This window comes from Embleya scabrispora DSM 41855, assembly GCF_000372745.1.
Taxonomy (GTDB): Bacteria; Actinomycetota; Actinomycetes; order Streptomycetales; family Streptomycetaceae; genus Embleya; species Embleya scabrispora.
The window spans coordinates 66,487-88,880 of the sequence record NZ_KB889665.1 but is presented as its reverse complement, the minus strand read 5'-3'; the positions used below and the strand labels follow the sequence as shown (position 1 = coordinate 88,880).

Below are 22,394 nucleotides of genomic sequence, written 5' to 3'. Positions count from 1 at the left end.
CCAACACCTCGTCAGCAGATTCGAGTCCTCCGTGCAGGGACGGAATCGGATCCCCTCCCTCGGATGGTCCACATGAGTTCGACCACGACAGAGGCGCCCGGCTCCTCGTCACCGGCCCCGGGGTCCGCCTCCGGCGCCGAGCCCACCGGATACAAGCTCGCTCCGCTCTACGCGACCCTGCCCATCGCCAACATCGCGCTGTACATGCTGTGGCTGGGCGTGGGGGTCTACATGCTCCCGGTACAGGTCATTCACATCACCGGCGCACCCGACCCGAACGCGCTCAAGTGGCCCACCTTCTGGGGCGCTCTGCTCGCCACGGTGGGCAATCCGCTGTTCGGCAAGCTGTCGGACATGACGCGGTCCCGCTTCGGTCGCCGCTCGCCCTACATCCTGTTCTGCGCGGTCGTCGGCGCGGTCGCGCTGATCATCCAGGCGCAGGCGAGTTCGATCGCCATGGTGGGTCTGACCTGGGGTGTCATCCAGTTCATCATGAACGGCTACCAGGCCGCGCTGACCGCCGTCATGCCCGATCGGGTGCCGGCCAAGAAGTACGGCATCTTCTCCGCGATGATCGGTCTCGGTGTCCCGGCCGCGACGATTCTGGCCTCGCTGATCATCGCCGGCGTCGATCTGAACCTGATCGGCATCGACGTCCGATTCGGCGGCTTCGACGGTCGTTTCATGAACCCGGTCGACGGAGGCGAGCAGGGCTTCTACCTGATCGCCGCGATCCTGGTCGCCGCCGCTCTGCTCTTCGTGGTCCTCAGCCCGGACAAGTCCACCAAGGACATGCCGCGCGAGAAGGCCGACATCATCGGTTTCGTCAAGGGCTTCTGGGTCGACCCGCGGCAGCACGCCGACTTCGTCATCGCGCTGTTCTCCCGGCTCGGCGTGATGCTCGGCTACTTCCTGATCCTGACCTTCAATTACTTCATCCTGGTCTCGTACATCAAGATCCCACCGAACGAAGTCGGACCCAAGTTGGGCACGTTGACCATCATCGGTGGGGTCGCGACCATCGTTGCGGCGCTGCTGATCGGTCCGATCGTGGACAAGGTGGGGCGGGTCAAGCCCTTCGTGATCGCCTCCGGGATCGGCGCCGCCCTCTCGCTGATGGTCCCGATGATCTGGGCGACCGAGAACGGCATGGTCGCCTTCCAAATCCTCAACGGCTTCTTCTTCGGCGTGTACCTGGCCGTCGACATGGCGCTGATCACCCAGGTGCTGCCCCGTCCCGAGGATGTCGGCAAGGACATGGGCCTGATCAACATCGCCAACGCCGGACCGCAGATCGCCGCGCCGTTCCTGGCGCCCTTCATCGTGAGCGACCTGGACCTCGGCTACGAGGCGCTGTTCCCGGTGGCGGGAGCGATCGCATTGGCCGGCGCGTTGCTCGCGCTGTTCGTCAAGCGCGTGAAGTAGCGCCACGCACCACTTGCGCCGCCGTCCAGCGGGGCGGACCGATCACCGGTCCGCCCCGTCGGCGTGTCCGCACCCGCCCGTTCGGCGCGGCCGAATCACCACCCACGCGTGCAGGCCGCGGCGGCACCGCTGCGTGCGAGGTCGCGCCGGCGTTCACGCGCGCGGGATCTCGTCCGCCGTCCAGCGGCCGGTGAGCACGACGCCCATGTCGTCCCAGGCGTCCTCGATGATCCGGACCAGGCCCGTGGCCTCCAGCGCCCCGCCCTCGGTCCACTCGTCCATCGCCACCCGCATCACCGAGTGGTACAGGGTCACCAACAGCGCCGGCCGCCGATCGGCTCCGGGGGTCAGGCCCTCGCGCCGGGCGATCTCGGCGGCCATCCGTCGTTCCAACTCGATCATGTTGCGCAGCGACGCGGCCAGCAGGACCGGGGTGTCCTCGATCATCCGCCGCATCCGCAGGAACTCCTGTCCCGCGCCGTCGTGTTCCTCGTCGACGACCCGGGCGAACACCTCGGTGCCCGCGCGGCGCAGGGCGGTCAGCGGCGCCTCGTCCGCCGGGCGGGTCGTGAGCGCGTCCAGGAACAGCGCCTCGAACTCCATCGCCCGGGCCAGCGCCACTTCCTCCTTGCCCGCGAAGTAGCGGAAGAAGGTGCGCCTGGACACCTCCACGGCGGCCACGATCTCGTCGATCGTGGTGGCGTCGTAGCCCTTGCGCAGGAACAACTCCTGCGCGGCGTCCACCAACGCCTCGCGCGTGCGTTCCTTCTTGCGCTCCCGCAAACCCGTCGCGGTGCCGGCCGTGTCCCGCACGTTGGGTGATCCTCTCGTTCGCCTCTGCACAGTATGACACTTGCCACTGCGTGCAACTTGAGTGATTTGGCTATATGGCACTGTGTGCCATACCGTTCGATGGCTCGATACGAGGCCGGACACGGATGGATGTAGGGGACGCATGAGTCAGACTTCGACGGCGGCGACACCGGACGCACTCCCGCCGGACCCTTCGAAGACCCCCGTGCGCAAGGGCATGCAGGGGCACCCCTGGCTCACCCTGCTGGCGGTCGCCTTCGGCGTGATGATGGTGGCCCTGGACGGCACCGTGGTCGGCATCGCGAACCCGGCCATCTCCAAGGACCTGGACGCCTCGCTCGCCGACCTGCAATGGGTCACGAACGGCTACCTGCTCGCGCTCGCGGTGTGTCTGATCCCGGCGGGCAAGCTCGGCGACCGCTACGGCCACAAGACGATCTTCCTGATCGGCGCGGCCGGCTTCGCGGCCACGTCGCTGATCATCGCCTTCTCCCAGTCGGTCACGATGCTGATCGCCTTCCGGGTGCTCCAGGGCGTGTTCGGCGCACTGCTCCAGCCCACGGCGCTCGGCCTGCTACGCAACAGCTTCCCGGGCAACAGGCTCAACATGGCGATCGGCATCTGGGGCGCGGCGATCTCCACCGCCACCGCCACCGGACCGATCGTCGGCGGCCTGCTGGTCGAGCACGTCAGCTGGCAGTCGGTGTTCTACATCAACGTGCCGATCGGCGTGCTGACCCTGGTCGTCGGCATCTGGGCACTGGCCAACAGCCGGGTGGCCGGCGCGAGCAACCGGATCGACTACCTCGGCGTCGTCCTGCTCTCGGTCGCGATGTTCTGCCTGGTCTGGGGCGTGATCAAGAGCGGCGAGAAGGGCTGGGGCAGCGCTTACACGCTGGGCTTCATGGCCGCCGCGCTGATTCTGCTCGCGCTGTTCGCGCTGTGGCAGGGCAGGGCGCCCGAGCCGCTGATGCCGATGGTGATGTTCCGCAACCGGTCGTTCTCGATCGGCATCGTGCTGATGATCTTCATGGCCTTCGCGATGTTCGGCGCGATGTTCTTCATCACCTTCTACCTCCAGGGCGTCAACGGGCTCAGCCCGACGGAGACCGGCGTACGGATGTTGCCGATGTCCGTGGTGATGATGATCGGCTCGCCGATCGGCGGATTCGCGATCACCAAGCTCGGCCCGCGCATCCCGATCATCGCCGGCCTGGCGCTGTCGGCGACCGCGATGGCGCTGCTCGCCCGCCTGGGCGAGGACGCGGGTTTCGGCGCCACCATGCTGCCGTTCGTACTGCTCGGCTTCGGGCTCAGCCCGATCATGGTCGGCGCGACCGACATCATCGTCGGCAACGCCTCACTGGAGTTGTCCGGCGTCGCTTCCGGCATCCAGCAGGCCGCGATGCAGGTCGGCGGCGCGCTGGGCACCGCGGTGCTCGGCGCGGTGGTGGCGGCCAAGGTCTCCTCGGTGCTGCCGGACCGGTGGCCGGCCGAGGCCGGCGCCTACGACAAGCTGCCGCACGGCAGCCGGGAGGCGATCGAGGGGTCGGTCGCGCAAGGCTTCCCTCCGGTGGATCCGGCGACCATGAACGGGCCGACCATGGACGCCGTTCGACACGCGTCGAACACCACGTTCCTGGACGGCATGCAACTCGCCTTCACCATCGCCGCGATCACGATGGCGGTCGGGATCGTCCTCGCGCTGTTCGTCCGACAGGGCGAGAAGCGCGAGGGTGCGGTCGCCGTGCACGTGTAGGGCATGATCGACGCGGAGCACCATCCATGGGGCGACGTCGTGGGCAGGACCGTCGCGCCGTTCCCGATCCACATCGGGGGCGGCGTTCCGGTTTGCCCGGCAAATTAGACAGGTATTCTTACCTGGTGCAGCAAGACACCTCCTCCGAGTCCGAACTGGTGACGTTGCTGGTCGGCGCCGTGCGCGGGATCAGCCAACTGTTCTCCGACCGCATGACGGCCGCGGGCTTCGACGAGATCCGGCCCACCCACGGCTTCGCGCTGACCCTGGTCGGCGAGGGCGGTACCACCGCCACCGAACTGGGGCGCCGACTCGGCATGACCAAGCAGTCGGCCGGCGAGGTGGTCTCGCACCTGGCCCGCCACGGCTACGTCGAACGCAAGCCCGACCCCGCCGACCGCCGTGCGCGCCGGATCACCCTCACCGAGCGCGGGCGCGAGTGCCTGCGGGTGATCTGGGCCGAGCTGTCCGGGATCCAGGGCGCCTGGACGAAGGCGGTCGGCAACGATGGGGTCGAGGTGCTCAAGGAAGGTCTACGCGCGGGCATGCGCCAACTCGGCGCGTCCGGCGAGCTGCCGGACAACCTGAGCCAGGCGTGGTGGTGGCGGGAGAACTAGGGCCCGGGCGGACAAGGCATCGAGGGGGTTCGAGCGTTCGCCGGTTCACCGCGGCGGCTCGAAATCCCTGCGGCGGGCGACGTAGGTGTCGGTGACGTAGGCGAGTTCGATCGGCTCCGCGTATGCCCCGACGAACTCGCGTACGCGGGACAGGAAATGCGCCTTCGACTCGGCCGCCATCGCGGCGGCCACGTAGCTGAACGTCGAGCACCGCTCCACCACCTGATCGCGGGTCAGCGCGTCCCGCCAGTGGAACTGTCTGCGCTCGGCCGGCTCGAACCGGTCGCCGGCGTCCAACTCGGCGCGATAGTCGTGAAGTTGATGGAACGGCCACTCGGCCACCCGGTGCAGGCGGGCGATGAACTCCTCGCTCTCGTCGAACTCGTTCCACACCAACGCCAACGCGCCGCCCGGCCGCAGCACCCGGGCTATCTCGCCCAGCGCCGGCCCCGGCTCGAACCAGTGGAACGCCTGGGCGACGGTAACCACGTCGTACGCCCCGGCCGGGGCCGGGATGCGCTCCGCGGTACCGGCGTACACCGGCACACCCTCGACCACCCGGGCGAACGTCTCGCGCATCGCCGCCGAGGGTTCGACGGCGGTCACGCTCGCCCCGCGCTCGACCAGCAGTCTGGTCAACTTGCCGGTGCCGGCGGCCAGGTCGAGCACCCGGGTGCCCGGCCCGATGCCCGCGCCGACACACAGATGCTCCACTGTCTCGTGCGAATAGGACGGTCGCGCCCGCTCGTACCGATCGGTGCCTTGGGCAAATCCTCGGATGCCGAGATCGTCGGTCGTCATGTCGCGCATTCTGACCAACGACCCGAGCCCGGACAAGGGTCTGCTCAGGGTCGGCCGAGCAGGACCGCGGCCGCCAGCACGCACGTCACGACCGCGGTGAGCAGCGTCGCCCGGATCGCCCGGTCGCCGGAGGCGGGGGTGCCCGCCCGGACCGCGCGATAGATCTGACGATGCCGCAGCAGCCCCACCACGTACACCACGCAGCCGGCCGCCATCACCGCGCACCCGGGCAGCATGTACCACCAGCGATCCGGCACGTGACCCGCGCGCACCAGCAGGGCGCCGTTGGCGACGAACGCGAGCGAGGTGCGCGACCACGCCATCCTGGTGCGTTCCGGTTGCAGTCCCGGATCCAGCGGTGCGCCCGGCAGCAGCGCCGATCGCGACATCAGGACGCGAGCATGAGCACGACGCTCACCACGATCACGATCACCAGGCCCGCCGAGAGCACCAGCGGCAGCGCGGAGAACGGCAGCGCGCGCCCGAGCCGCATCGCCCGTTCGACCTGATACCAGCGCCGGTACGCGGTGGCCGACAGGGTCAGCGCCAGTGCGACCAGGGCCAGGCCGAGCACCAACCGCTGCGTGTGCGGAGCCAGGTCCGGTACCAACTGGACCACCGCGACTCCGCCCGCGAGCAACGACAGGGCGGTACGTATCCAAGCCAGGAACGTCCGCTCGTTGGCGAGCGTGAAGCGGTAGTCGGGCTCGTCCCCGATGTCCCGGAGCCTGGAGCCCTTGCGCTCGGATCTCATGATCTTCATTATCGGCATTCGATCACGACCCGGTCGTTCCGGCTGCGCCGGACCCCGGGAAAGCCGTCGAGCCGCCTCCCCGTGTGGGCAGGCGGCTCGAATCCCGGAAGCGGGCGCGGCTAACGCAGCAGCGTCGGCTTGAGCTCCTTTATCCGCGCGAGCAGGCCGTTCACGAAGGCCGGCGACTCGTCCGTGGAGTATTCCTTGGCGAGTTCGACGGCTTCGTCGATGGCCACGACGTCGGGGACGTCGCTCTCCCAGAGCAGCTCGTAGATGCCCAGGCGCAGGACGTTGCGGTCCACGCCGGGCATGCGGTCGAGCGTCCACCCCACGGCGTAGGTACCGATCAGGTCGTCGATCCGCTTGCGGTGCTTCTGGACGCCCTCGACCAGTTGCATCGTGTAGTCGGCGACCTGCGGCTCCGCCTTGTCGGCCTGGAAGCGGCCGACCCAGTCAGCGAGGATGGTCACCGGATCGACGCCGCGCTGGTCGGCCTCGAACAGGATCTGCAGCGCGCGCTTCCGGGTCTTGCTGCGGGCACCGGCCACTAGCTGTTCACGCGGCCCAGGTAGTCACCGGAACGGGTGTCGACCTTGACCTTCTCGCCCGTCGTGATGAAGAGCGGAACCGCGATCTCGAAGCCGGTCTCCAGCTTCGCGGGCTTGGTGCCACCGGTGGACCGGTCGCCCTGGACACCCGGCTCGGTGTACTCGATGAGCAGTTCGACCGAGGCCGGCAGCTCGACGTAGAGCGCGGAGCCCTCGTAGATCGCGACGGTCGCCTCGAAGCCTTCGAGGAGGTAGTTGGCGGCATCGCCGACGGTCTCGGGCGAGATCGGCAGCTGCTCGTACGTGTCCGTGTCCATGAACACGAAGTCGGTGCCGTCCTTGTACGAGAACTGCATGCCGCGCTTGTCCACGGTGGCCGTCTCGACCTTCGTGCCGGCGTTGAAGGTCTTGTCCACGACCTTGCCGGAGAGGACGTGCTTGAGCTTCGTGCGAACGAACGCGCCGCCCTTGCCGGGCTTGACGTGCTGGAACTCGACGACGGACCAGAGCTGGCCATTGTCGAGCTTGAGCACCATGCCGTTCTTCAGGTCGTTGGTCGTGGCCACGAGTGTGGTGTCTCCTGCGTGCTTCCGGGACCGGATGATCGCGCGTCGGACGGGACTGGTATCGATACCGCCCGCTACAGGACGAGCAACTCCTTGGTCGTGATGGTGAGTAGCTCGGGCCCGCCGTCTTCGAGCGGACGAACCACAAGGGTGTCCTCGATGCGGACACCGCCTCGACCCGGGAGATAGATCCCCGGTTCGACGGTGACCGGCATGCAAGCGTCCAGCTTACCGGTCGCCGTCGGACCCAGATGCGGGTCCTCGTGGATCTCGAGTCCGACGCCGTGGCCGAGGCCGTGTTTGAAGAATTCCAGGTAGCCGGCGTGCTCGATCACCTCGCGAGCGGCCCGGTCCACGGCAACCGCCTCGACGCCCGGGGCAAGCGCCTCGCGACCCGCCTTCTGGGCGGCGAACACCACGCCGTAGATCTCCTGCTGCCAGCCGGTCGGCTCGGTGCCGATCACGAAGGTGCGGGTCATGTCGGCGTGGTAGCCGCGGTAGCGGGCACCGAAGTCGATCTTGAGGAAATCGCCGTCCTCGACCCGCCGGTCGCCCGGGTCGTGGTGCGGGATCGCCGAGTTCGGCCCGGTGGCCACGATGGTCGGGAAGGCCACCGCGTCGGCGCCGTGGTCGGCCATCCGGCGCTCCAGCTCCATCGCGATGTGCCGCTCGGTGCGCCCGACCAGAATCGACTCGATCATCTCCCCGAGTGCCCGATCGCCGATCTCGCAGGCGATCCGCAGCGCGGCGATCTCCGCCGGGTCCTTGATCCGGCGCAGATCCTCGACCACCCGGCCGAGCCCGACCAGCGTGGCGGCGGCGCTCTCCTCGGCCAGCACGGCGCCCAGCGCGCGGTACAGCTCGACCGTGACGTGCTGCTCCTCGATCGCGAGCCGGACCGCACCGGCCGCGGCGGCGCGCCTGGTCAGCGCCTGCGCACAGGCCCGCTCGACGAGCAGTTCGACGCCCGGCGCCTCCTCGATCGCCTGATTCGCGTACCGTCCGTCCGTGCAGAGCACCGCGCCCGAGTCGGCGGACCCCTCGCCGGTCGCTCCCGGGGTGTACACCAGCAGCGCCGCGTTCGAACCGGTGAAACCGGTCAGATAGCGCACGTTGACGCGATTGGTGATCAGGGCGACATCCGCACCGGCACCAGCCAGGCGGGAACGCAGCCGATCACGGCGTTGAGCATGGGCCTCGGGCATGGGAAACAGCGTAGTCCCGCAAAGTGGGGCGAGCCCGGCATGACTCGGCGCACTGCATCCTTCGAGCTCCGCACTGCATCCTTCTGGCTCCGAGCAGGGCAAATGGCCGATGTCCGGACAACTGGTGATCTCTGGCTCTACGCTGCCTGCGAGGGGGTGTACTTCAGTGGAAATCAGCGGAAATGACGGGACTCGTGTCGCGCCGGTGAACGAGCTGCTGGTCCGCCAGATCCGGGCGGCGGCGGGGCGATACCTGTCGGCCGGCGCGGAGCGCGGCGAGATCGACCGGCGGCGTGCCGCGGGCAGGCGCTTCCCGGACGACGACGATCGGTTGCAACTGCGCGCGGCCCGGTTGGTCGAGCAGCACGAGGTGCCCGGGCAGGTGTTGCTGGCCACCTCGCCCGAGGAGAGCGGCCCCCGGTTGGCCGAACGGATCATAGGAGCCACCAACGACCTTCAGAGCGTCAACTTCCTCGCCCGCGGGCTACGGGCCGCCGCGTGCGTGGCCCGGATCTGGTACTCGACGGGCGGGCCGGTGCAACCGCAGGCGACCGGCTTCCTGGTCGGGCCGAGCCTGCTGCTGACCAACCATCACGTCTTCCCGGACGCGGCGACCGCGGCCGGCGCGTTCGCCGAGTTCGGCGCGGAGATGGGCATCGACAACGACCTGCCGGTGCACACCACACGCTTCACCCCGGATCCGGACACGCTGTTCCTGACCGACGAGCACCTCGACTTCACCCTGGTCGTGATGCGACCGGGCGGCGACGGCCGGCCCCCGGGGCAGATCTTCGGGCACCTCGGGCTGATCGCGGCAGAGGGCAAGCTGGTGGTGGGCGATCCGGTGAACGTGATCGGCCACCCGGACGGGCGACTCAAGGAGATCGCCATCCGGGAGAACCGATTCACCCAGCGTTTCGACGACTTCCTCCAGTACGAGACCGACACCGAGCCGGGCAACTCCGGCTCGCCGGTGTTCAACGACCAGTGGGAGGCGGTCGGGCTGCATCACAGCGGTGTGCCCGCGCACGACGACAGCGGCACGGTGCTCAACCTGCAGGGCCTGCCCTGGCAGCCCGAGCAGGGGTTGGCGCAGATCAAGTGGATCGCCAACGAAGGGGTACGGATCAGCGTGATCCTGGCCCGACTGGGCGCGCTGACCACGAACGACACGCAGCGGGCGGTGCTCGCCCAGCTGGGTGCCGGGTCGGGTCTGGGCTCGGCGCCGACGATGCGCACGGGTGTGCCCGCGCCGCGCGCGCCGGTGGCGACCGTGCCCGGCGCCGAGTCGGTCGCGCTGACCGGGGCGGCCGGACGGCCGGACGCGTTCGGCGGCCGGGTGCGGCTGGTCTTCATCCACGGGCGCAGCCAACAGGGCCAGGATCCGGCGCAGTTGCGGCGCATGTGGGCCGCCGGGTTGAACAGCGGGCTGACCCTGGCGGGGCTGCCGACGGTGGATCCCCAGGACGTGTGGTTCCCCTTCTACGGTGACCGGCTCGTCGAGGTGATGGAGTCGGCGCTGCCGGTCGAGGCGCCGCTGTCCCCGTCGGCGCGGGGACTGTACGAGCAGTTGCTCGACGAGGCCGCGCGGCGGGCCGGGATGCCGGCGGCGGGGCAGGTCGCGGTGACCGAGAACATCTGGGACCACGTGGTGGGCACGGTGCACGAGCCGCTGGGCTGGATCGCCGCGCACACCGGGGTGGATCGGCTCGTGATCCGGGCGGCGTTCCGCGATGTCGCGGCCTATCTGGATCGGGACGACACGCGCGTGGCGGTGCTCGATCAGGTGTTGGCGGGGCTGCCCTGGTCCGGTCCGGTGGTGCTGGTCGCACACAGTCTGGGCACGGTGGTCGCCATGGATCTGCTGACCCGGCTGGGGCCGCAGCTGCCGGTGGCCGGGTTGATCACGGTGGGCAGTCCGCTGGGCATGGACACGGTGTATTCGCGGCTGCGGGCCGGCGGGGCGCACCTGCCGCCGATCGCGGGGCCGTGGTTCAACGCGTGGTGCCCGACCGATCCGGTGGCGATCGGGTGTCCGCTGGCCGACGACTGGAGCGGGTTGGGCGCGGAGTGCGCGGTGGCCAATCCGCATGATCGTGCGCACGACATCGGCGCGTATCTGGCGCATCGGGAGGTGGCCACCGCGATCGGGCGGTTGTTGGGGTGAGCGGGACGGATCGCTCGCGGGCCGGTCGGCTCGCGGGTCGCCCACGTGGGTGACCCGCGAGCCGACCGGTCAGTCGTCGAGCTCCTCGGCCAGCGCGCGCAGCGCGAGCCGGTAGGAGCCGATGCCGAAGCCGGCGATGGTGCCGCTGGCGACCGCGGCCACCACGCTGGTGTGGCGGAAGCTCTCGCGCGCGTACGGGTTGGAGATGTGCACCTCGATGAACGGCGCGGTGCGCTGGGCGACCGCGTCGCGCAGGCCGTACGAGTAGTGCGTGAAGGCGCCGGGGTTCATCACCACCGGGATGCGGCCGTCGGCGGCCTCGTGCATCCAGCGGATGATCTCGCCCTCGTCGTTGGTCTCGCGGACCTCGATTCGGAAGCCGAGTTCGGCGCCGAGCCGCTCGCACTCGGCGACCAGGCCCTGGTAGGAGGTCGCGCCGTAGACGTCGGGCTCGCGGCTGCCCAGCCGGCCGAGGTTGGGGCCGTTGAGCACGAGTACCCTGCGTGCGCTCACGCGGACACCTCGGCGTAGGCGGCGACCAGGAAGGTCGGGTCGGGGGCCTCCAGAACGACCGGCTTGGCCAGGCCGTCCAGGACGATGAAGCGCAGCATGTCGCCGCGCGACTTCTTGTCCACGCGCATGGTCTCCAGCAGCTGGGGCCAGGCGTCGCCGCGGTAGGTCAGCGGCAGGCCGACCGACGCGAGCACGGTGCGGTGCCGGTCGGCGGTCGCGTCGTCGAGGCGACCGGCGAGTCGGCCCAGTTCGGCCGCGTAGACCATGCCGACGCTGACCGCGGCGCCGTGCCGCCACTTGTAGCGCTCGGCCTTCTCGATCGCGTGCGCCAGGGTGTGGCCGTAGTTGAGGATCTCCCGCCGACCGGCCTCCTTGAGGTCACCGGAGACCACGTCGGCCTTCACCCGGATGGCGCGGGTGATCAGCTCGGCGGTGTCCTTGCCCTGCGGGTCGCGGGCCGCCTCGGGGTCGGCCTCGATCAGGTCCAGGATCACCGGATCGGCGATGAAGCCGGCCTTGATCACCTCGGCGAGGCCGCTGACGTAGTCGTTGCGGGGCAGCGATTCCAACGTGGCCAGGTCGGCGAGCACGCCGGCCGGCGGGTGGAACGCGCCGACCAGGTTCTTGCCCTCGGCGGTGTTGATGCCGGTCTTGCCGCCGACTGCCGCGTCGACCATGCCCAGCAGCGTGGTGGGCATCGCGATCCAGCGCACGCCGCGCAGCCACGTGGCCGCGACGAAGCCCGCGAGGTCGGTGGTGGCGCCGCCACCGATGCCGACGATCACGTCGGAGCGGGTGAAGCCGGTCTGACCCAGCACCGACCAGCAGTACGCCGCGACCGCGACGTCCTTGGCCTCCTCGGCGTTGGGCACCTGGATCGCGATCGCCTCGTAGCCCTGCGCGGCGAGGTCCTCGCGGACCGCCTCGCCGGTGGCGGTCAGCGCCTCGGGGTGCAGGATCGCCACCCGCCGGGCGGATGTGCCGATCAGGCCCGCGAGTTCGCCCAGCAGGCCGGCGCCGACGAGCACGTCGTACGGCTCCGCGCTGCCGCCGACGCGGATCCGGACGGGCTCGGAGAGGTTGCCGCTCATCGATTCACGTCTTTCTCGGGCATGCTCTGCCCGGATCGGTCCGGGTCGGGGGCGGTCCGCTCGGTGAGGCCGAGGCCGACCCGGATCTCGGCGGCCACCTCCTCGGGGGTGCGTCCGGCAGTGTTCACCGTGACGGCGGCGACCTCGGTGTACAGCGGGCGGCGCTGTTCCATCAGCTCGCGCCAGCGGGCCCTGGGGTTGCCCATCAGGAGCGGGCGCGGCGCGTCCAGTCCCACCCGCTTGACCGCGTCCGCGAGGTCGACCTCCAGGAAGACCACCCGATGCCCCTTCAGCAGCGCACGGGTGGCGTCGTCCAGGATCGCGCCGCCGCCCAGCGCGAGCACGCCGGTGTGGCCGGTGAGCGCCGCGGCGACCGCCTGGTGTTCGAGCGCGCGAAAGCGCGCCTCGCCCTCGTCGACGAAGATGTCCGGAATCGACTTGCCGGCGCGCTCCTCGACGTCGGCGTCGGTGTCGCGGAAGCCGACCCCGTGCGCCCGGGCGAGCAGCAGGCCCACCGTCGTCTTGCCCGCGCCGGGCGGCCCGACCAGGACCACCAGCGGACGGGCGCCCCCGTCTTCGATGTGCACCGTCTCGACGCCGGCCGCGTCCCCGATGTCCGCCATGGCGCTACCGAATCTCCAGCGCGTCCAGGTAGCCGCGCACGTTGCGCGTGGTCTCGGCGACCGAGTCGCCGCCGAACTTCTCGGTGACCAGGTCGGCCAGCACGAGCGCGACCATCGCCTCGGCCACGATGCCGGAGGCCGGCACGGCCGCGACGTCGGAGCGCTGGTGGTGCGCCTGCGCGGGCTCGCCGGTGCGCACGTCGAACGTGGCCAGCGCGCGGGGCACGGTGGCGATCGGCTTCATCGCCGCACGCACGCGCAACACCTCGCCGGTGGACATGCCGCCCTCGACGCCGCCGGAGCGGTGCGAGGTGCGCTTGGCGCCGTCGGGGGTGTTGACGATCTCGTCGTGCGCCTTCGAGCCGCGCACCCGGGCCAGTTCGAAGCCGTCGCCGAGTTCGACGCCCTTGATCGCCTGGATGCCCATCAGCGCACCCGCGAGCCGCGAGTCGAGTCGGCGGTCCCAGTGCACGTGGCTGCCCAGGCCCGGCGGCAACCCGTAGGCGAGCACCTCGACCACGCCGCCGAGGGTGTCACCGGCCTTTTGCGCGTCGTCCACCTCGGCGACCATCGCGGCCGAGGCGTCCGGGTCGAAGCAGCGGACCGGGTCGGCGTCCAGGCGCGCGGTGTCGTCGGGGCCGGGCAGCACGCCGGCGGGCGCCTTGGCCGTACCGAACTCGACCACGTGGCTGACGATTCGGACACCGGCCACCTGCTCCAGGAACGACTTGGCGACCGCGCCGAGCGCGACCCGGGCGGCGGTCTCCCGCGCGCTGGCCCGCTCCAGGATCGGCCGCGCCTCGTCGAAGCCGTACTTCTGCATGCCGGCCAGGTCGGCGTGGCCGGGCCGGGGCCGGGTCAGCGCGGCGTTGCGGGCCTGCGCTGCGAGCACCTCGGGGTCGACCGGGTCGGCCGACATGACCGTCTCCCACTTGGGCCACTCGGTGTTGCCGACCATGATCGCCACCGGGCCGCCCTGGGTGCGCCCGTGCCGGACGCCGCCGAGGAAGGTGACCTCGTCGCGCTCGAACTTCATCCGCGCACCGCGCCCGTAGCCCAGTCGGCGGCGTGCGAGCGCGTCCGCGACCAGGTCGGTCGTGATGGGCACGCCGGCCGGCAGCCCTTCGAGGGTGGCCACGAGTGCGGGGCCGTGCGACTCCCCGGCGGTCAGCCAGCGTAGGTTGCCCACGAATGCTCCTTCTTGCGCTTGCCGCATACCGCGTCCGGGGAACGGCGCGGGGCCCGCCCGGATGCGCCCGGCGGGTGTCCACCCGAATCCTTTCATGCCCGCGGCGGCCCCTCATCGCCGCGTCCAGGTGTCGGACAGCCGCTGCGTGGGCAGACGTCGTCTCACCAGGCGAGATGCCATCGGGACAGCTCGGCGCCGCACAACACCCCGCCGAGCGCACCGAGCAGCAACCAGGGTCCGAACGGCAACCGGCTGTCCCCGCGCACGCGGCCCACCGAGATCAACACCCCGGCGGTGAGCCCCGCCAGCAGGAACGCCAGGAACGCGCCGGTGACCAGCACGCCCCACCCCAGCCAGGTCAGATGCATGCCGAGCACGCCGGCGAGCTTGACGTCGCCCATGCCCAGGCAGCCGCGGAAGAGCGCGGCCAGGCACAGGTGATATCCGGCCAGCGTGAGGCCGCCGAGCAGGGCTCGCCGGTAGGCGGTGAAGTCGCCCAGCGCGAGCGACTCCATGCCCAGCAGGGTCAGCCCGGTGGCCAGTGTCACCAGGAGCACCGGGTCGGGCAGCCGCAGCGTGCGCACATCCACGACGGCCAGGGTGACGCCGGCGACCGCGAGCACCAGGAAGGCGAGCAGATCCAGACCCGGCCCGAGCCGCCAGGCCAGCAGGGCGCACACCAGGCCGGTCAGCGCGGCGAGCGGCAGCGGGCCGAACCGCCCGGTGGCGGCCGCCACCGGTTCGACGACCGGGGAGCGTGGGCCCGAGCCGGCGCCCTGGGCGAGCAGGAGATGGATGGGACGGGGCAGACCGAGCCCGGCGACGAAGCCGAGCAGCGCACAGGCGAGAGTGAGTCCGAGGAACACGCCTGTGACGATACGCAGAATCGACTCCCGGTCACGTTCCGTCGTCCCCGGCGTCGGGCCGATGATCGCAATATCGCCGCAGCCTGGGGACGACGCATTCGACCCGGGTCACACCGGTCTGCCGGCCTCGATCCGCCGGCCGTGCCGGCCCCCGGGCGGGCCCGCCCGGGGGCATCCGAACGGCCCGCTCGGGCCGGCCCCGAGCCGGGCATCGGCTCACCCGACCACCGACTCCGGGTCGCCGGCACCGGGCACTGCCGACCGGTCTCCGGCACCCGATCAACTCCGCGTGCTCAACCCCGCCCCGCCAGCGCCGCCTCGCCCGCGGCACGCATCGCGGCCAACGGACCCGGTCGGCCGGTCATCAACTCGACCTGGAGCACGGCCTGGTGCACCAGCAGGTCCAGCCCGCCCACCACCGTGCCGCCCGCGTGGCCCCACGCGCCCGCGAGCGCGGTGGGCCACGGGTCGTACACGACGTCGAAGAGCACGCCGGGCCCGGCCGGTACCTCGATCGCGAGGTGGTCGACGGCGCCCTTGGGCGTGGTCGCCACCACCAGCGGCGCCCGCAGCGCCTCGGCCGCCTCCGCCCACGGACGCACCCGCACCGCGACACCGAGCCGCTCGCCCGCGACCCGCATCTCGCGGGCCCGCTCCTCACCGCGCACGTACACCCGCACCGGCCCGTCGGTGAGTTCGCGCAGCGCCGCCAAAGCCGAGGTCGCGGTGGCGCCCGCGCCGAGCACGGCCGCCGATTCGACCCGGTCCACGCCGCGTTCGCGCAGCGCCGCGACCAGGCCCGGCACGTCGGTGTTCTCCCCCAGGCGCCGGCCGTCGGCGGCGCACACCACGGTGTTCACCGCGTCCACGTCGCGCGCGACCTGCCCGATCCCGTCGAGCAGCGGCCGGATCGCCCGCTTGAGCGGCATGGTCAGCGACAGTCCGGCCCAGGACGCGTCGAGGTCGGCGACGAAGCCCGGCAGGGCCGCCTCGTCGATCTCGAACGCGTCGTAGGACCAGTGGGCCAGGCCCAGTTCGGCGTACGCGGCTCGGTGCAGGACCGGGGACAGCGAGTGCCGGATGGGCGAGCCGAGTACGGCGGCGCGGCGCGGGAGTGCGGGTGTGTCGGTCACTGGCCGGGGTGCTCCTTGATCCAGGCCTGGAGCTTGCGGTTGGACTCCTGGAACTCGGCTTCCGTCTTGGAGAACTCGGTCGTGCCCACCACCGGGTCGACGGTCACGAAGTACAGGTAGTTGCCCGCCGGCGGCGCCAGCGTCGCATCTATGGCGGCCCTGCTGGGGTTGCTGATCGGCCCGGGCGGCAGACCCTTCTTGACCCGGGTGTTGTACGGGTTGCTCGCGTCGTTGAGTTCCTTGTTGGTGAGCTGGACGTTGCTCTTGCCGAGGTAGTAGTTGACCGTCGAGTCCAGACCCAGCGTCATGTTCTTGCCGAGCCGGTTGTAGATGACCTGGGCCACCTTGCCCTTGTCGTCGGTGGTCTTGCCCTCGGCCTCGACCAGGCTGGCGATGATGATCATGTCGTAGGGCGACTTGCCCAGCGCCTGAGCCTTGGCCGGCAGGCCGATCTTGTCGTACTCCTTGACCGCCCTGGCGACCATGTCCTTGAGCACCACGAGCGGGTCCATGCCGGGCGCCGCGACGTAGGACGAGGGGAACAGGAAACCCTCGATGTTGCCCTTGGCGTACGGGGGCAGGCCGAGCGAGGGGTCCTTCGCGGCGGCCTCGACCTTTTCCTTCGGCACCTTGAGCGTCTTGGCCAGCGAATCGAAGACCTGCGCGGAGCGCGCGCCGGGCTTGAGGATGTAGTCCTGCTTGTTCTTCGGATTGACCAGGATCTCGAAGGCGGCCTTGGCGGACATGTGCTTGGCCATCGTGTACGCGCCGGGCTGGATCTTGGACGCGCGCTGGTCCTTGTCCTCGCGGGCGACCTTGGTGAACGCCTCGACGCTCTTGGTGACCCCGGCCCGCTTGAGCTCGTTGGCCATCTGTGGAGTGGCCCACCCCTGCTTGATCTCGACCACGAGCGAACCCGAGCCGTTGCCGCTGTAGTCCGGCGGCGGGCCGAAACGGTCCTTCAGGAAGCCGTAGGCCCAGTAGCCACCGCCGCCGACGATGGCGAGGACGATCACGAGCGCGAGCGAGACCGCACAACCGCTGCGGTTCTTCTTCTTGCGGCCCCGGCCGCGCCGGCCGCCCCGTGAGTTGTCGTCCTTGCCCCGTCGCCGGTTGCGCGGCTCCGACTCCATGCGCAGTCCGAGATCGCTCATGCCGTGGGCCTTTCAGAGTCGGAGACGGACCCGGCCGGGGCGGGAGAAGCGGCCAGGCCCGGAGGACGTCCGGAACCGCGCTCGGTGTCGAGCGCGTTTTGCAGGATCACGATCGCGGCCGCCTGGTCGACGACACCGCGGGCCTTCTTCGCCTTGACGCCGGACGCCTGTAGACCGCGGGTCGCGGTGACGGTGGTCAACCGCTCGTCGACCAGGCGCACCCCGATCCCCGGGTCGAGCGCGCCGACCAGTCGGCCGGCGAACAGCCTGGCCTTGGCCGCCGCGGCGCCCTCCCGGCCGGAGAGCGAGCGCGGCAGCCCGACCACGACCTCGATCGCCTCGTACTCGGCAACGATCTCCAGGACTCGGGCCACATCGCGCTTGCCCGCGGGCACGGTCTCCACCGGGGTGGCGATCAGGCCGTGCGGGTCACTGGCCGCGACGCCGATCCGAACGTCTCCCACGTCGACCGCAATTCGTACTCCGCGTCTCAAGGTCGGTTCTCCGTCACAGACTCTGCGTCACTGAAGCTATTCGGGAACTATTCGGGCACGACGCCCCGTCACACAAGTTCCCCGGTGGTACGGGAGTCCGCTTCCAGACTTCCACACACACCGGGGGAACGAGGGTAGGGGACGACTCAGGAAGCGCGTTCGGCGACCGTCCGAGTGACCGCGGCCAGCGCGTCGGTCACCTTGGTCGGGTCCGAGCCGCCGCCCTGGGCCACGTCATCCTTGCCGCCACCGCCGCCGCCGAGCGTCTGCGCGGCCACACGGACCAGCTCGCCGGCCTTGACGCCGCGCTCGCGCGCGGCCTCGTTGGCGGCCACCACGACCATCGGCTTGCCGTTCACGACCGACACGACCGCGACGGCGGCCGGGCGCGCGGCAAGTCGACCACGCACGTCCAGCGCGAGCTTGCGCAGGTCGTCCGGCGTGGTGCCGTCCGGGAGTTGCGCGGTCGCCAGCGCGACGCCGTGCACGTCCCGAGCGCCGTCCACCAGCCCCGCGGCGGCCTGGAGCACCTGGGCGCCGCGCAGCGCCGCGATCTCCTTCTCCGCGTCGCGCAGCTTGGCCATGATCGAGGCGACCCGCTCGGGCAGGTCTTCGGGGCGGCCCTTCACCACGTCGGTGAGCTGGTTGACGATGGTGTGCTCGCGCGCCAGGAAGTTGTACGCGTCGGTGCCCACCAGCGCTTCGACCCGGCGCACGCCGGCGCCGATGGAGGACTCGCCGAGCAGCTTGACCAGTCCCAGCTGGGCGGTGTTGTGCACATGCGTGCCGCCGCACAGTTCCTTGGAGTAGTCCCCCATGGTGACCACGCGGACCCGGTCGCCGTACTTCTCGCCGAACATCATCACGGCGCCCTGCTTCTTCGCCTCGTCCATCGACATCACCTCGGCGGTGACGTCCAGGTCGCGCGCGAGCACCTCGTTGATCTTCTGCTCGACATCGGTGAGCACGCTGTGCGGCACCGCGCCGGGTGCGCCGAAGTCGAACCGGAAGCGGCCGGGCGCGTTCTCCGAGCCGGCCTGTGCCGCGGTCGGGCCGAGCGCGTCGCGCAGCGCCTGATGGGTCAGGTGGGTCGCGCTGTGCGCGCGGGCGATCGCGTTCCGCCGTTGGGTGTCGATCTGGGCCAACCCCTGGGCACCGACCAGGACTTCGCCGACCTGGACCCGGCCGCGGTGCACGGTGACGCCGGCCACCGGGGTCTGCACGTCGCGGACCTCGACCACGGCGCCGGTGTCCAGCCGGATCCGGCCGGTGTCGGCGAGCTGGCCGCCGCCCTCGGCGTAGAAGGGGGTGTGGTCGAGCACGACCTCGACCTCGTCGCCCTCGTGCGCGGCGGGCGCGGGCACGCCGTCGACGAGCAGGCCGACCACGGTCACCTCGTTGGAGGTGTTCAGGTAGCCGGTGAACACGGTGCCGCCGGCCGCGTCCGCGACCTCGCGGTAGACGGAGAGGTCGGCGAGCCCCTGCTTGCGGGCCTGGGCGTCCTTCTTGGCTCGCTGCCGCTGCTCGTTCATCAGCCGGCGGAAGCCGTCCTCGTCGACCGCCAAGCCCTGTTCGGCGGCGATCTCCAGGGTCAGGTCGATCGGGAAGCCCTCGGTGTCGTGCAGCAGGAACGCCACCTCGCCCGGGAGCACCGCGGAACCGGAACTCTTCGCCTTGACGATCGACTCGTCGAGCAGCGCGGTGCCCTCCTGGAGTCGGGCCAGGAAGCGCTTCTCCTCGGCCACCGAGACCGCGTCGATCCGCTCGGCCTCCTCGATCAGGTTCGGGTACTGCGGACCCATCGCCTTGATCGTGGTCTCGACCAGGTCGTGCAGCGTCGCGCCCTCGGCACCGAGCAGGCGCATGTTGCGGATCGCCCGGCGCATCATCCGGCGCAGCACGTAACCGCGGCCCTCGTTGCCGGGCACCACGCCGTCGCCGATCAGCATCACGGCGGTGCGCACGTGGTCGGCCACCACGCGCAGGGACACGTCGTTCTTGTGGTCCTGACCGTAGGTCTTGCCCGCGAGGTCGGCGGCGCGATCCAGGATCATCCGCGACGTGTCGATCTCGTACAGGTTGTCGACGCCCTGGAGGATGCACGCCAGGCGCTCCAGGCCCAGCCCGGTGTCGATGTTCTTCGCGGGCAGCTCGCCCAGGATCGGGTAGTCGTCCTTGCCGGTCCCGGCGCCGCGCTCGTACTGCATGAAGACCAGGTTCCAGATCTCCAGGTAGCGCTCGCCGTTGACCGCCGGGCCGCCCTCCTCGCCGTAGGCGGGGCCGCGGTCGTAGTTGATCTCCGAGCACGGGCCGCACGGACCCGGCACGCCCATCGACCAGAAGTTCTCCGACTTGCCCAGGCGCTGGATGCGCTCGGGGGGCACGCCGATCACGTCCCGCCAGATGCGCTCGGCCTCGTCGTCGTCGAGGTAGACGGTGATCCACAACTTCTCCGGGTCCAGCCCGTAGCCGCCGTCCTCGATCGAGTTGGTGAGCAACTCCCAGGCGAGGCCGATCGCGCCTTCCTTGAAGTAGTCGCCGAACGAGAAGTTGCCGCACATCTGGAAGAACGACCCGTGCCGGGTGGTCTTGCCGACCTCCTCGATGTCGAGGGTGCGCACGCACTTCTGCACGCTGGTGGCGCGCTTGAAGCTCGGCTTGACCTCACCGAGGAAGTACGGCTTGAACGGCACCATGCCGGCGTTCACCAGGAGCAGCGTGGGATCGTCCGCGACCAGCGAGGCCGAGGGGACGACGGTGTGTCCGCGCTCTTCGAAAAAGCGCAGCCAGCGCTTCCGGATCTCTGCCGATTCCATCAGCTGCCGTCCCTTCGGTCGTACCTTGCTTTGCCTTCGTACAGCCCACGCGGGTCGTAGAGATCACGCCCGTCGTGCCAGTCGTCGTGCGCTTCGCGGGTGCCGGGCAGCACGCGCCGCACCGGGGCGGGCGGCAGCGACGCGGCGGCCACGTCCGCGCCGATGGCGCGGTACAGCTCCTGCTCGCGTTCGGCCATGCCCGCGCGGATCTCGTCCGCGAAGTACTTGATCGCCTCGCCGATGCCGGTGACATTGTCGGCGACGCCCTCGGGCGTGTACTTGTACGCCTTGTCCTTGACCTTGCGCGCGGCCCAGACGCCGGCGCCGGCGCCGACCGCGATCCAGAACAGCCTCGCCATTCGACTCAGCCTCTCCCGCGCATGCTGCGCTGCCGTGCGACCTTCTGCGCCTTGGCCGCGACCCGCACCCGGCGGCTCAGCTCGGCTCGCTGCTGCGCGGACAGCGCGCGGCGGACGCCGTAGCTGAACGCGGCGGTCTTCACGAGCGGGCCGCCCAGGGTGGCGGCGACCGTGGAGGAGAGCGCGGTGGCGTTCGTGGTCATGGTCTGGACGTTGCCCGCGATCTGGTCGACCCGGCCCATCTGGGCGTTGGTCGCCCGGACCGTCTCGGTCACCTCGTCCAGCAGCGGAACGGCTCGATCCGCCACTCCCGCGACCAGGGTCGTGGCCTCCTTGAGCACCTTCGCCAGCTTGACCAGAGCCACCGCGAGAAAGGCGACCAGGATCGCCCAGAAAACCGCGATGATCATCAGCGCGACTTCGCCACCCGACACCGTCATGCGCTCCTTGATGAGTGGGATCAGTCGAGGCGGCAGACATGCGTGGCCCGCCTCGGAAAACCCGACCCTACCGCGACCGCGCGGGTCTCCTCGTCCGAGGAAACCCGCGCGGGCGGTGTGGCGCTTGTCTTGACTTGGTGTCGTTTCGCGATCGCCGGTGCGTCGGTGCCGGATCGGCGCTGTGCGCCGGTCGACGAGTGGCGGTGGTCGGCGCGGTGCGGCGGCTCGACGCACTTCGGCGGTCGACGCGGTGCGCCGCGCCGGCTCGACGAACCACGGCTCTCGGCGCGCTGCGGCGCCGGGCGCGCTCGCGGGTCAGCGCGAGTAGTACTCGACGACCAACTGCTCGTCGCAGATCACCGGGACCTCGCGGCGCTGCGGCAGCCGGTCCAGACGAGCCATCAGCTTGTCCAGGCGGGCCTCGATGTAGCGCGGGGTTTCGGCGGCGGCGAATCCGCCGGCCTGGACCACCTGGAACAGCGGCTTGTTGCGGCTGCGCTCGCGCACTCCGACGATGTCGTCGGGCTTGAGCCGGTAGGACGGCTTGTCCACCTTGCCGCCGTTGACCTCGATGTGCCCGTGGGTGACCATCTGGCGCGCCTGGTAGACGGTGCGCGCGAAGCCGGCCCGCAGCACGAACGCGTCGAGCCGGCGCTCCAGGTCGACCACGAGCTCGTCGCCGGTCTTGCCGGCGTGCTTGTTGGCGCGGTCGAACGCGGCCCGCATCTGGACCTCGGAGATGTCGTACTGGAAGCGCAGCCGCTGCTTCTCCATCAGCCGGGTCTTGTAGTCCGAGGACTGCTTGCGACCACGACCGTGCTCGCCCGGCGGGTAGGGCCGGTTCTCCAGGTACTTCGCGGCCTTGGGCGTGAGCGCCACACCGAGCGCACGGCTGCGCCGGATCTTGGGGCGGGTCTGGTTCAAGGTCGGGTCCTCCGTGCGGGGATGTTTCGGTGTGGGTCGTCCTGGTGGGCCGGCTGTGCGCGGGTCGCCGTCGCTCGGTCCGCCCCGGTCGCGTCGGCGACCCTGCGGGGGCCACCTTCGCCGGGGCCGCCGTGACG

General features: G+C 70.5%; 23 protein-coding genes. 4 read left to right on the top strand and 19 right to left on the bottom strand.

The window, feature by feature from the left end; translation table 11 throughout:
* The first annotated feature begins 72 nt into the window (after positions 1 to 72).
* On the top strand, positions 73 to 1,425 hold the full coding sequence (locus A3IC_RS0119765) for an MFS transporter (protein WP_158696013.1): 1,353 nt from the start codon (positions 73 to 75) through the stop codon (positions 1,423 to 1,425).
* A gap of 153 nt (positions 1,426 to 1,578) precedes the next feature.
* Here A3IC_RS0119765 and A3IC_RS55410 read toward each other — a convergent pair whose 3' ends face one another.
* On the bottom strand, positions 1,579 to 2,238 hold the full coding sequence (locus A3IC_RS55410; protein ID WP_020551777.1) for a TetR/AcrR family transcriptional regulator: 660 nt from the start codon (positions 2,236 to 2,238) through the stop codon (positions 1,579 to 1,581).
* 142 nt (positions 2,239 to 2,380) lie between these two features.
* On the opposite strand from A3IC_RS55410, the gene A3IC_RS0119755 reads away from it, so the two are divergent.
* On the top strand, positions 2,381 to 3,997 hold the full coding sequence (locus A3IC_RS0119755; protein WP_026218479.1) for an MFS transporter: 1,617 nt from the start codon (positions 2,381 to 2,383) through the stop codon (positions 3,995 to 3,997).
* Positions 3,998 to 4,122: 125 nt separating this feature from the next.
* Positions 4,123 to 4,614, top strand: coding sequence for a MarR family winged helix-turn-helix transcriptional regulator (locus A3IC_RS55405; protein ID WP_020551775.1), 492 nt, complete (start codon positions 4,123 to 4,125; stop codon positions 4,612 to 4,614).
* Between the two features lie 45 nt (positions 4,615 to 4,659).
* On the opposite strand, the gene A3IC_RS55400 is transcribed toward A3IC_RS55405, so the two are convergent.
* The 6 genes from A3IC_RS55400 to A3IC_RS0119720 form a co-directional block, all read right to left on the bottom strand.
* Positions 4,660 to 5,415, bottom strand: a complete 756-nt coding sequence (locus A3IC_RS55400) for a class I SAM-dependent methyltransferase (RefSeq protein WP_020551774.1) — start codon at positions 5,413 to 5,415, stop codon at positions 4,660 to 4,662.
* A gap of 44 nt (positions 5,416 to 5,459) precedes the next feature.
* Positions 5,460 to 5,804 (bottom strand): YidH family protein, encoded by a 345-nt coding sequence (locus A3IC_RS55395; RefSeq protein WP_020551773.1) that lies wholly within the window; start codon positions 5,802 to 5,804, stop codon positions 5,460 to 5,462.
* Complete coding sequence (locus A3IC_RS0119735) at positions 5,804 to 6,178, bottom strand: YidH family protein (protein ID WP_020551772.1); 375 nt, start codon at positions 6,176 to 6,178, stop codon at positions 5,804 to 5,806. The genes A3IC_RS55395 and A3IC_RS0119735 overlap by 1 nt, the downstream gene beginning before the upstream one ends.
* 110 nt (positions 6,179 to 6,288) lie before the next feature.
* Positions 6,289 to 6,717: a transcription antitermination factor NusB gene (nusB, locus tag A3IC_RS0119730; RefSeq protein ID WP_020551771.1), complete on the bottom strand. Its 429-nt coding sequence runs from the start codon at positions 6,715 to 6,717 to the stop codon at positions 6,289 to 6,291.
* Positions 6,717 to 7,283 carry an elongation factor P gene (gene efp / locus A3IC_RS0119725; RefSeq protein ID WP_020551770.1) on the bottom strand — a complete coding sequence of 189 codons (567 nt, stop codon included), beginning with the start codon at positions 7,281 to 7,283 and terminating at the stop codon, positions 6,717 to 6,719. The genes nusB and efp overlap by 1 nt, the downstream gene beginning before the upstream one ends.
* 74 nt (positions 7,284 to 7,357) lie before the next feature.
* Positions 7,358 to 8,488 carry a M24 family metallopeptidase gene (locus A3IC_RS0119720; RefSeq protein ID WP_020551769.1) on the bottom strand — a complete coding sequence of 377 codons (1,131 nt, stop codon included), beginning with the start codon at positions 8,486 to 8,488 and terminating at the stop codon, positions 7,358 to 7,360.
* Between the two features lie 205 nt (positions 8,489 to 8,693).
* Between A3IC_RS0119720 and A3IC_RS0119715 the strand changes: the two genes are divergently transcribed.
* Positions 8,694 to 10,655 carry a S1 family peptidase gene (locus A3IC_RS0119715; RefSeq protein ID WP_020551768.1) on the top strand — a complete coding sequence of 654 codons (1,962 nt, stop codon included), beginning with the start codon at positions 8,694 to 8,696 and terminating at the stop codon, positions 10,653 to 10,655.
* Positions 10,656 to 10,724: 69 nt separating this feature from the next.
* Here A3IC_RS0119715 and aroQ read toward each other — a convergent pair whose 3' ends face one another.
* From aroQ to rpsD, 12 genes are all read right to left on the bottom strand, one after another.
* Positions 10,725 to 11,168, bottom strand: a complete 444-nt coding sequence (gene aroQ, locus A3IC_RS0119710; protein WP_020551767.1) for a type II 3-dehydroquinate dehydratase — start codon at positions 11,166 to 11,168, stop codon at positions 10,725 to 10,727.
* On the bottom strand, positions 11,165 to 12,259 hold the full coding sequence (aroB, locus tag A3IC_RS0119705) for a 3-dehydroquinate synthase (protein ID WP_020551766.1): 1,095 nt from the start codon (positions 12,257 to 12,259) through the stop codon (positions 11,165 to 11,167). The genes aroQ and aroB overlap by 4 nt, the downstream gene beginning before the upstream one ends.
* On the bottom strand, positions 12,256 to 12,882 hold the full coding sequence (locus tag A3IC_RS55390; RefSeq protein WP_020551765.1) for a shikimate kinase: 627 nt from the start codon (positions 12,880 to 12,882) through the stop codon (positions 12,256 to 12,258). The genes aroB and A3IC_RS55390 overlap by 4 nt, the downstream gene beginning before the upstream one ends.
* 4 nt (positions 12,883 to 12,886) lie before the next feature.
* Positions 12,887 to 14,071, bottom strand: a complete 1,185-nt coding sequence (gene aroC / locus A3IC_RS0119695) for a chorismate synthase (protein WP_020551764.1) — start codon at positions 14,069 to 14,071, stop codon at positions 12,887 to 12,889.
* A gap of 161 nt (positions 14,072 to 14,232) precedes the next feature.
* On the bottom strand, positions 14,233 to 14,937 hold the full coding sequence (locus tag A3IC_RS0119690) for a prepilin peptidase (protein ID WP_020551763.1): 705 nt from the start codon (positions 14,935 to 14,937) through the stop codon (positions 14,233 to 14,235).
* A 293-nt stretch (positions 14,938 to 15,230) separates the two neighbouring features.
* On the bottom strand, positions 15,231 to 16,070 hold the full coding sequence (locus A3IC_RS0119685) for a shikimate dehydrogenase (protein WP_020551762.1): 840 nt from the start codon (positions 16,068 to 16,070) through the stop codon (positions 15,231 to 15,233).
* Positions 16,067 to 17,224, bottom strand: a complete 1,158-nt coding sequence (gene mltG / locus A3IC_RS55385; RefSeq protein WP_020551761.1) for an endolytic transglycosylase MltG — start codon at positions 17,222 to 17,224, stop codon at positions 16,067 to 16,069. The genes A3IC_RS0119685 and mltG overlap by 4 nt, the downstream gene beginning before the upstream one ends.
* On the bottom strand, positions 17,221 to 17,718 hold the full coding sequence (gene ruvX, locus A3IC_RS55380; RefSeq protein WP_052173627.1) for a Holliday junction resolvase RuvX: 498 nt from the start codon (positions 17,716 to 17,718) through the stop codon (positions 17,221 to 17,223). Before ruvX ends, mltG begins: the two co-directional genes overlap by 4 nt.
* A gap of 146 nt (positions 17,719 to 17,864) precedes the next feature.
* Positions 17,865 to 20,534, bottom strand: a complete 2,670-nt coding sequence (gene alaS / locus A3IC_RS0119670; protein ID WP_020551759.1) for an alanine--tRNA ligase — start codon at positions 20,532 to 20,534, stop codon at positions 17,865 to 17,867.
* Positions 20,534 to 20,893 carry a DUF6167 family protein gene (locus tag A3IC_RS62430; protein ID WP_020551758.1) on the bottom strand — a complete coding sequence of 120 codons (360 nt, stop codon included), beginning with the start codon at positions 20,891 to 20,893 and terminating at the stop codon, positions 20,534 to 20,536. The genes alaS and A3IC_RS62430 overlap by 1 nt, the downstream gene beginning before the upstream one ends.
* Positions 20,894 to 20,898: 5 nt before the next feature.
* Positions 20,899 to 21,333 carry a DUF948 domain-containing protein gene (locus A3IC_RS0119660; protein ID WP_020551757.1) on the bottom strand — a complete coding sequence of 145 codons (435 nt, stop codon included), beginning with the start codon at positions 21,331 to 21,333 and terminating at the stop codon, positions 20,899 to 20,901.
* A 315-nt stretch (positions 21,334 to 21,648) separates the two neighbouring features.
* Complete coding sequence (gene rpsD, locus A3IC_RS0119655) at positions 21,649 to 22,257, bottom strand: 30S ribosomal protein S4 (protein ID WP_020551756.1); 609 nt, start codon at positions 22,255 to 22,257, stop codon at positions 21,649 to 21,651.
* Positions 22,258 to 22,394 lie beyond the last annotated feature (137 nt).

Coding starts and splice junctions, on each gene's coding strand:
- A3IC_RS0119765 (WP_158696013.1), top strand. CDS start 73: ATGAGTTCGACCACGACAGAGGCGCCCGGCTCCTCGTCACCGGCCCCG.
- A3IC_RS0119755 (WP_026218479.1), top strand. CDS start 2,381: ATGAGTCAGACTTCGACGGCGGCGACACCGGACGCACTCCCGCCGGAC.
- A3IC_RS55400 (WP_020551774.1), bottom strand. CDS start 5,415: ATGACGACCGACGATCTCGGCATCCGAGGATTTGCCCAAGGCACCGAT.
- A3IC_RS55395 (WP_020551773.1), bottom strand. CDS start 5,804: ATGTCGCGATCGGCGCTGCTGCCGGGCGCACCGCTGGATCCGGGACTG.
- A3IC_RS0119735 (WP_020551772.1), bottom strand. CDS start 6,178: ATGAAGATCATGAGATCCGAGCGCAAGGGCTCCAGGCTCCGGGACATC.
- A3IC_RS0119720 (WP_020551769.1), bottom strand. CDS start 8,488: ATGCCCGAGGCCCATGCTCAACGCCGTGATCGGCTGCGTTCCCGCCTG.
- aroB (WP_020551766.1), bottom strand. CDS start 12,259: ATGAGCGGCAACCTCTCCGAGCCCGTCCGGATCCGCGTCGGCGGCAGC.
- A3IC_RS55390 (WP_020551765.1), bottom strand. CDS start 12,882: ATGGCGGACATCGGGGACGCGGCCGGCGTCGAGACGGTGCACATCGAA.
- mltG (WP_020551761.1), bottom strand. CDS start 17,224: ATGAGCGATCTCGGACTGCGCATGGAGTCGGAGCCGCGCAACCGGCGA.
- alaS (WP_020551759.1), bottom strand. CDS start 20,534: ATGGAATCGGCAGAGATCCGGAAGCGCTGGCTGCGCTTTTTCGAAGAG.
- A3IC_RS62430 (WP_020551758.1), bottom strand. CDS start 20,893: ATGGCGAGGCTGTTCTGGATCGCGGTCGGCGCCGGCGCCGGCGTCTGG.
- A3IC_RS0119660 (WP_020551757.1), bottom strand. CDS start 21,333: ATGACGGTGTCGGGTGGCGAAGTCGCGCTGATGATCATCGCGGTTTTC.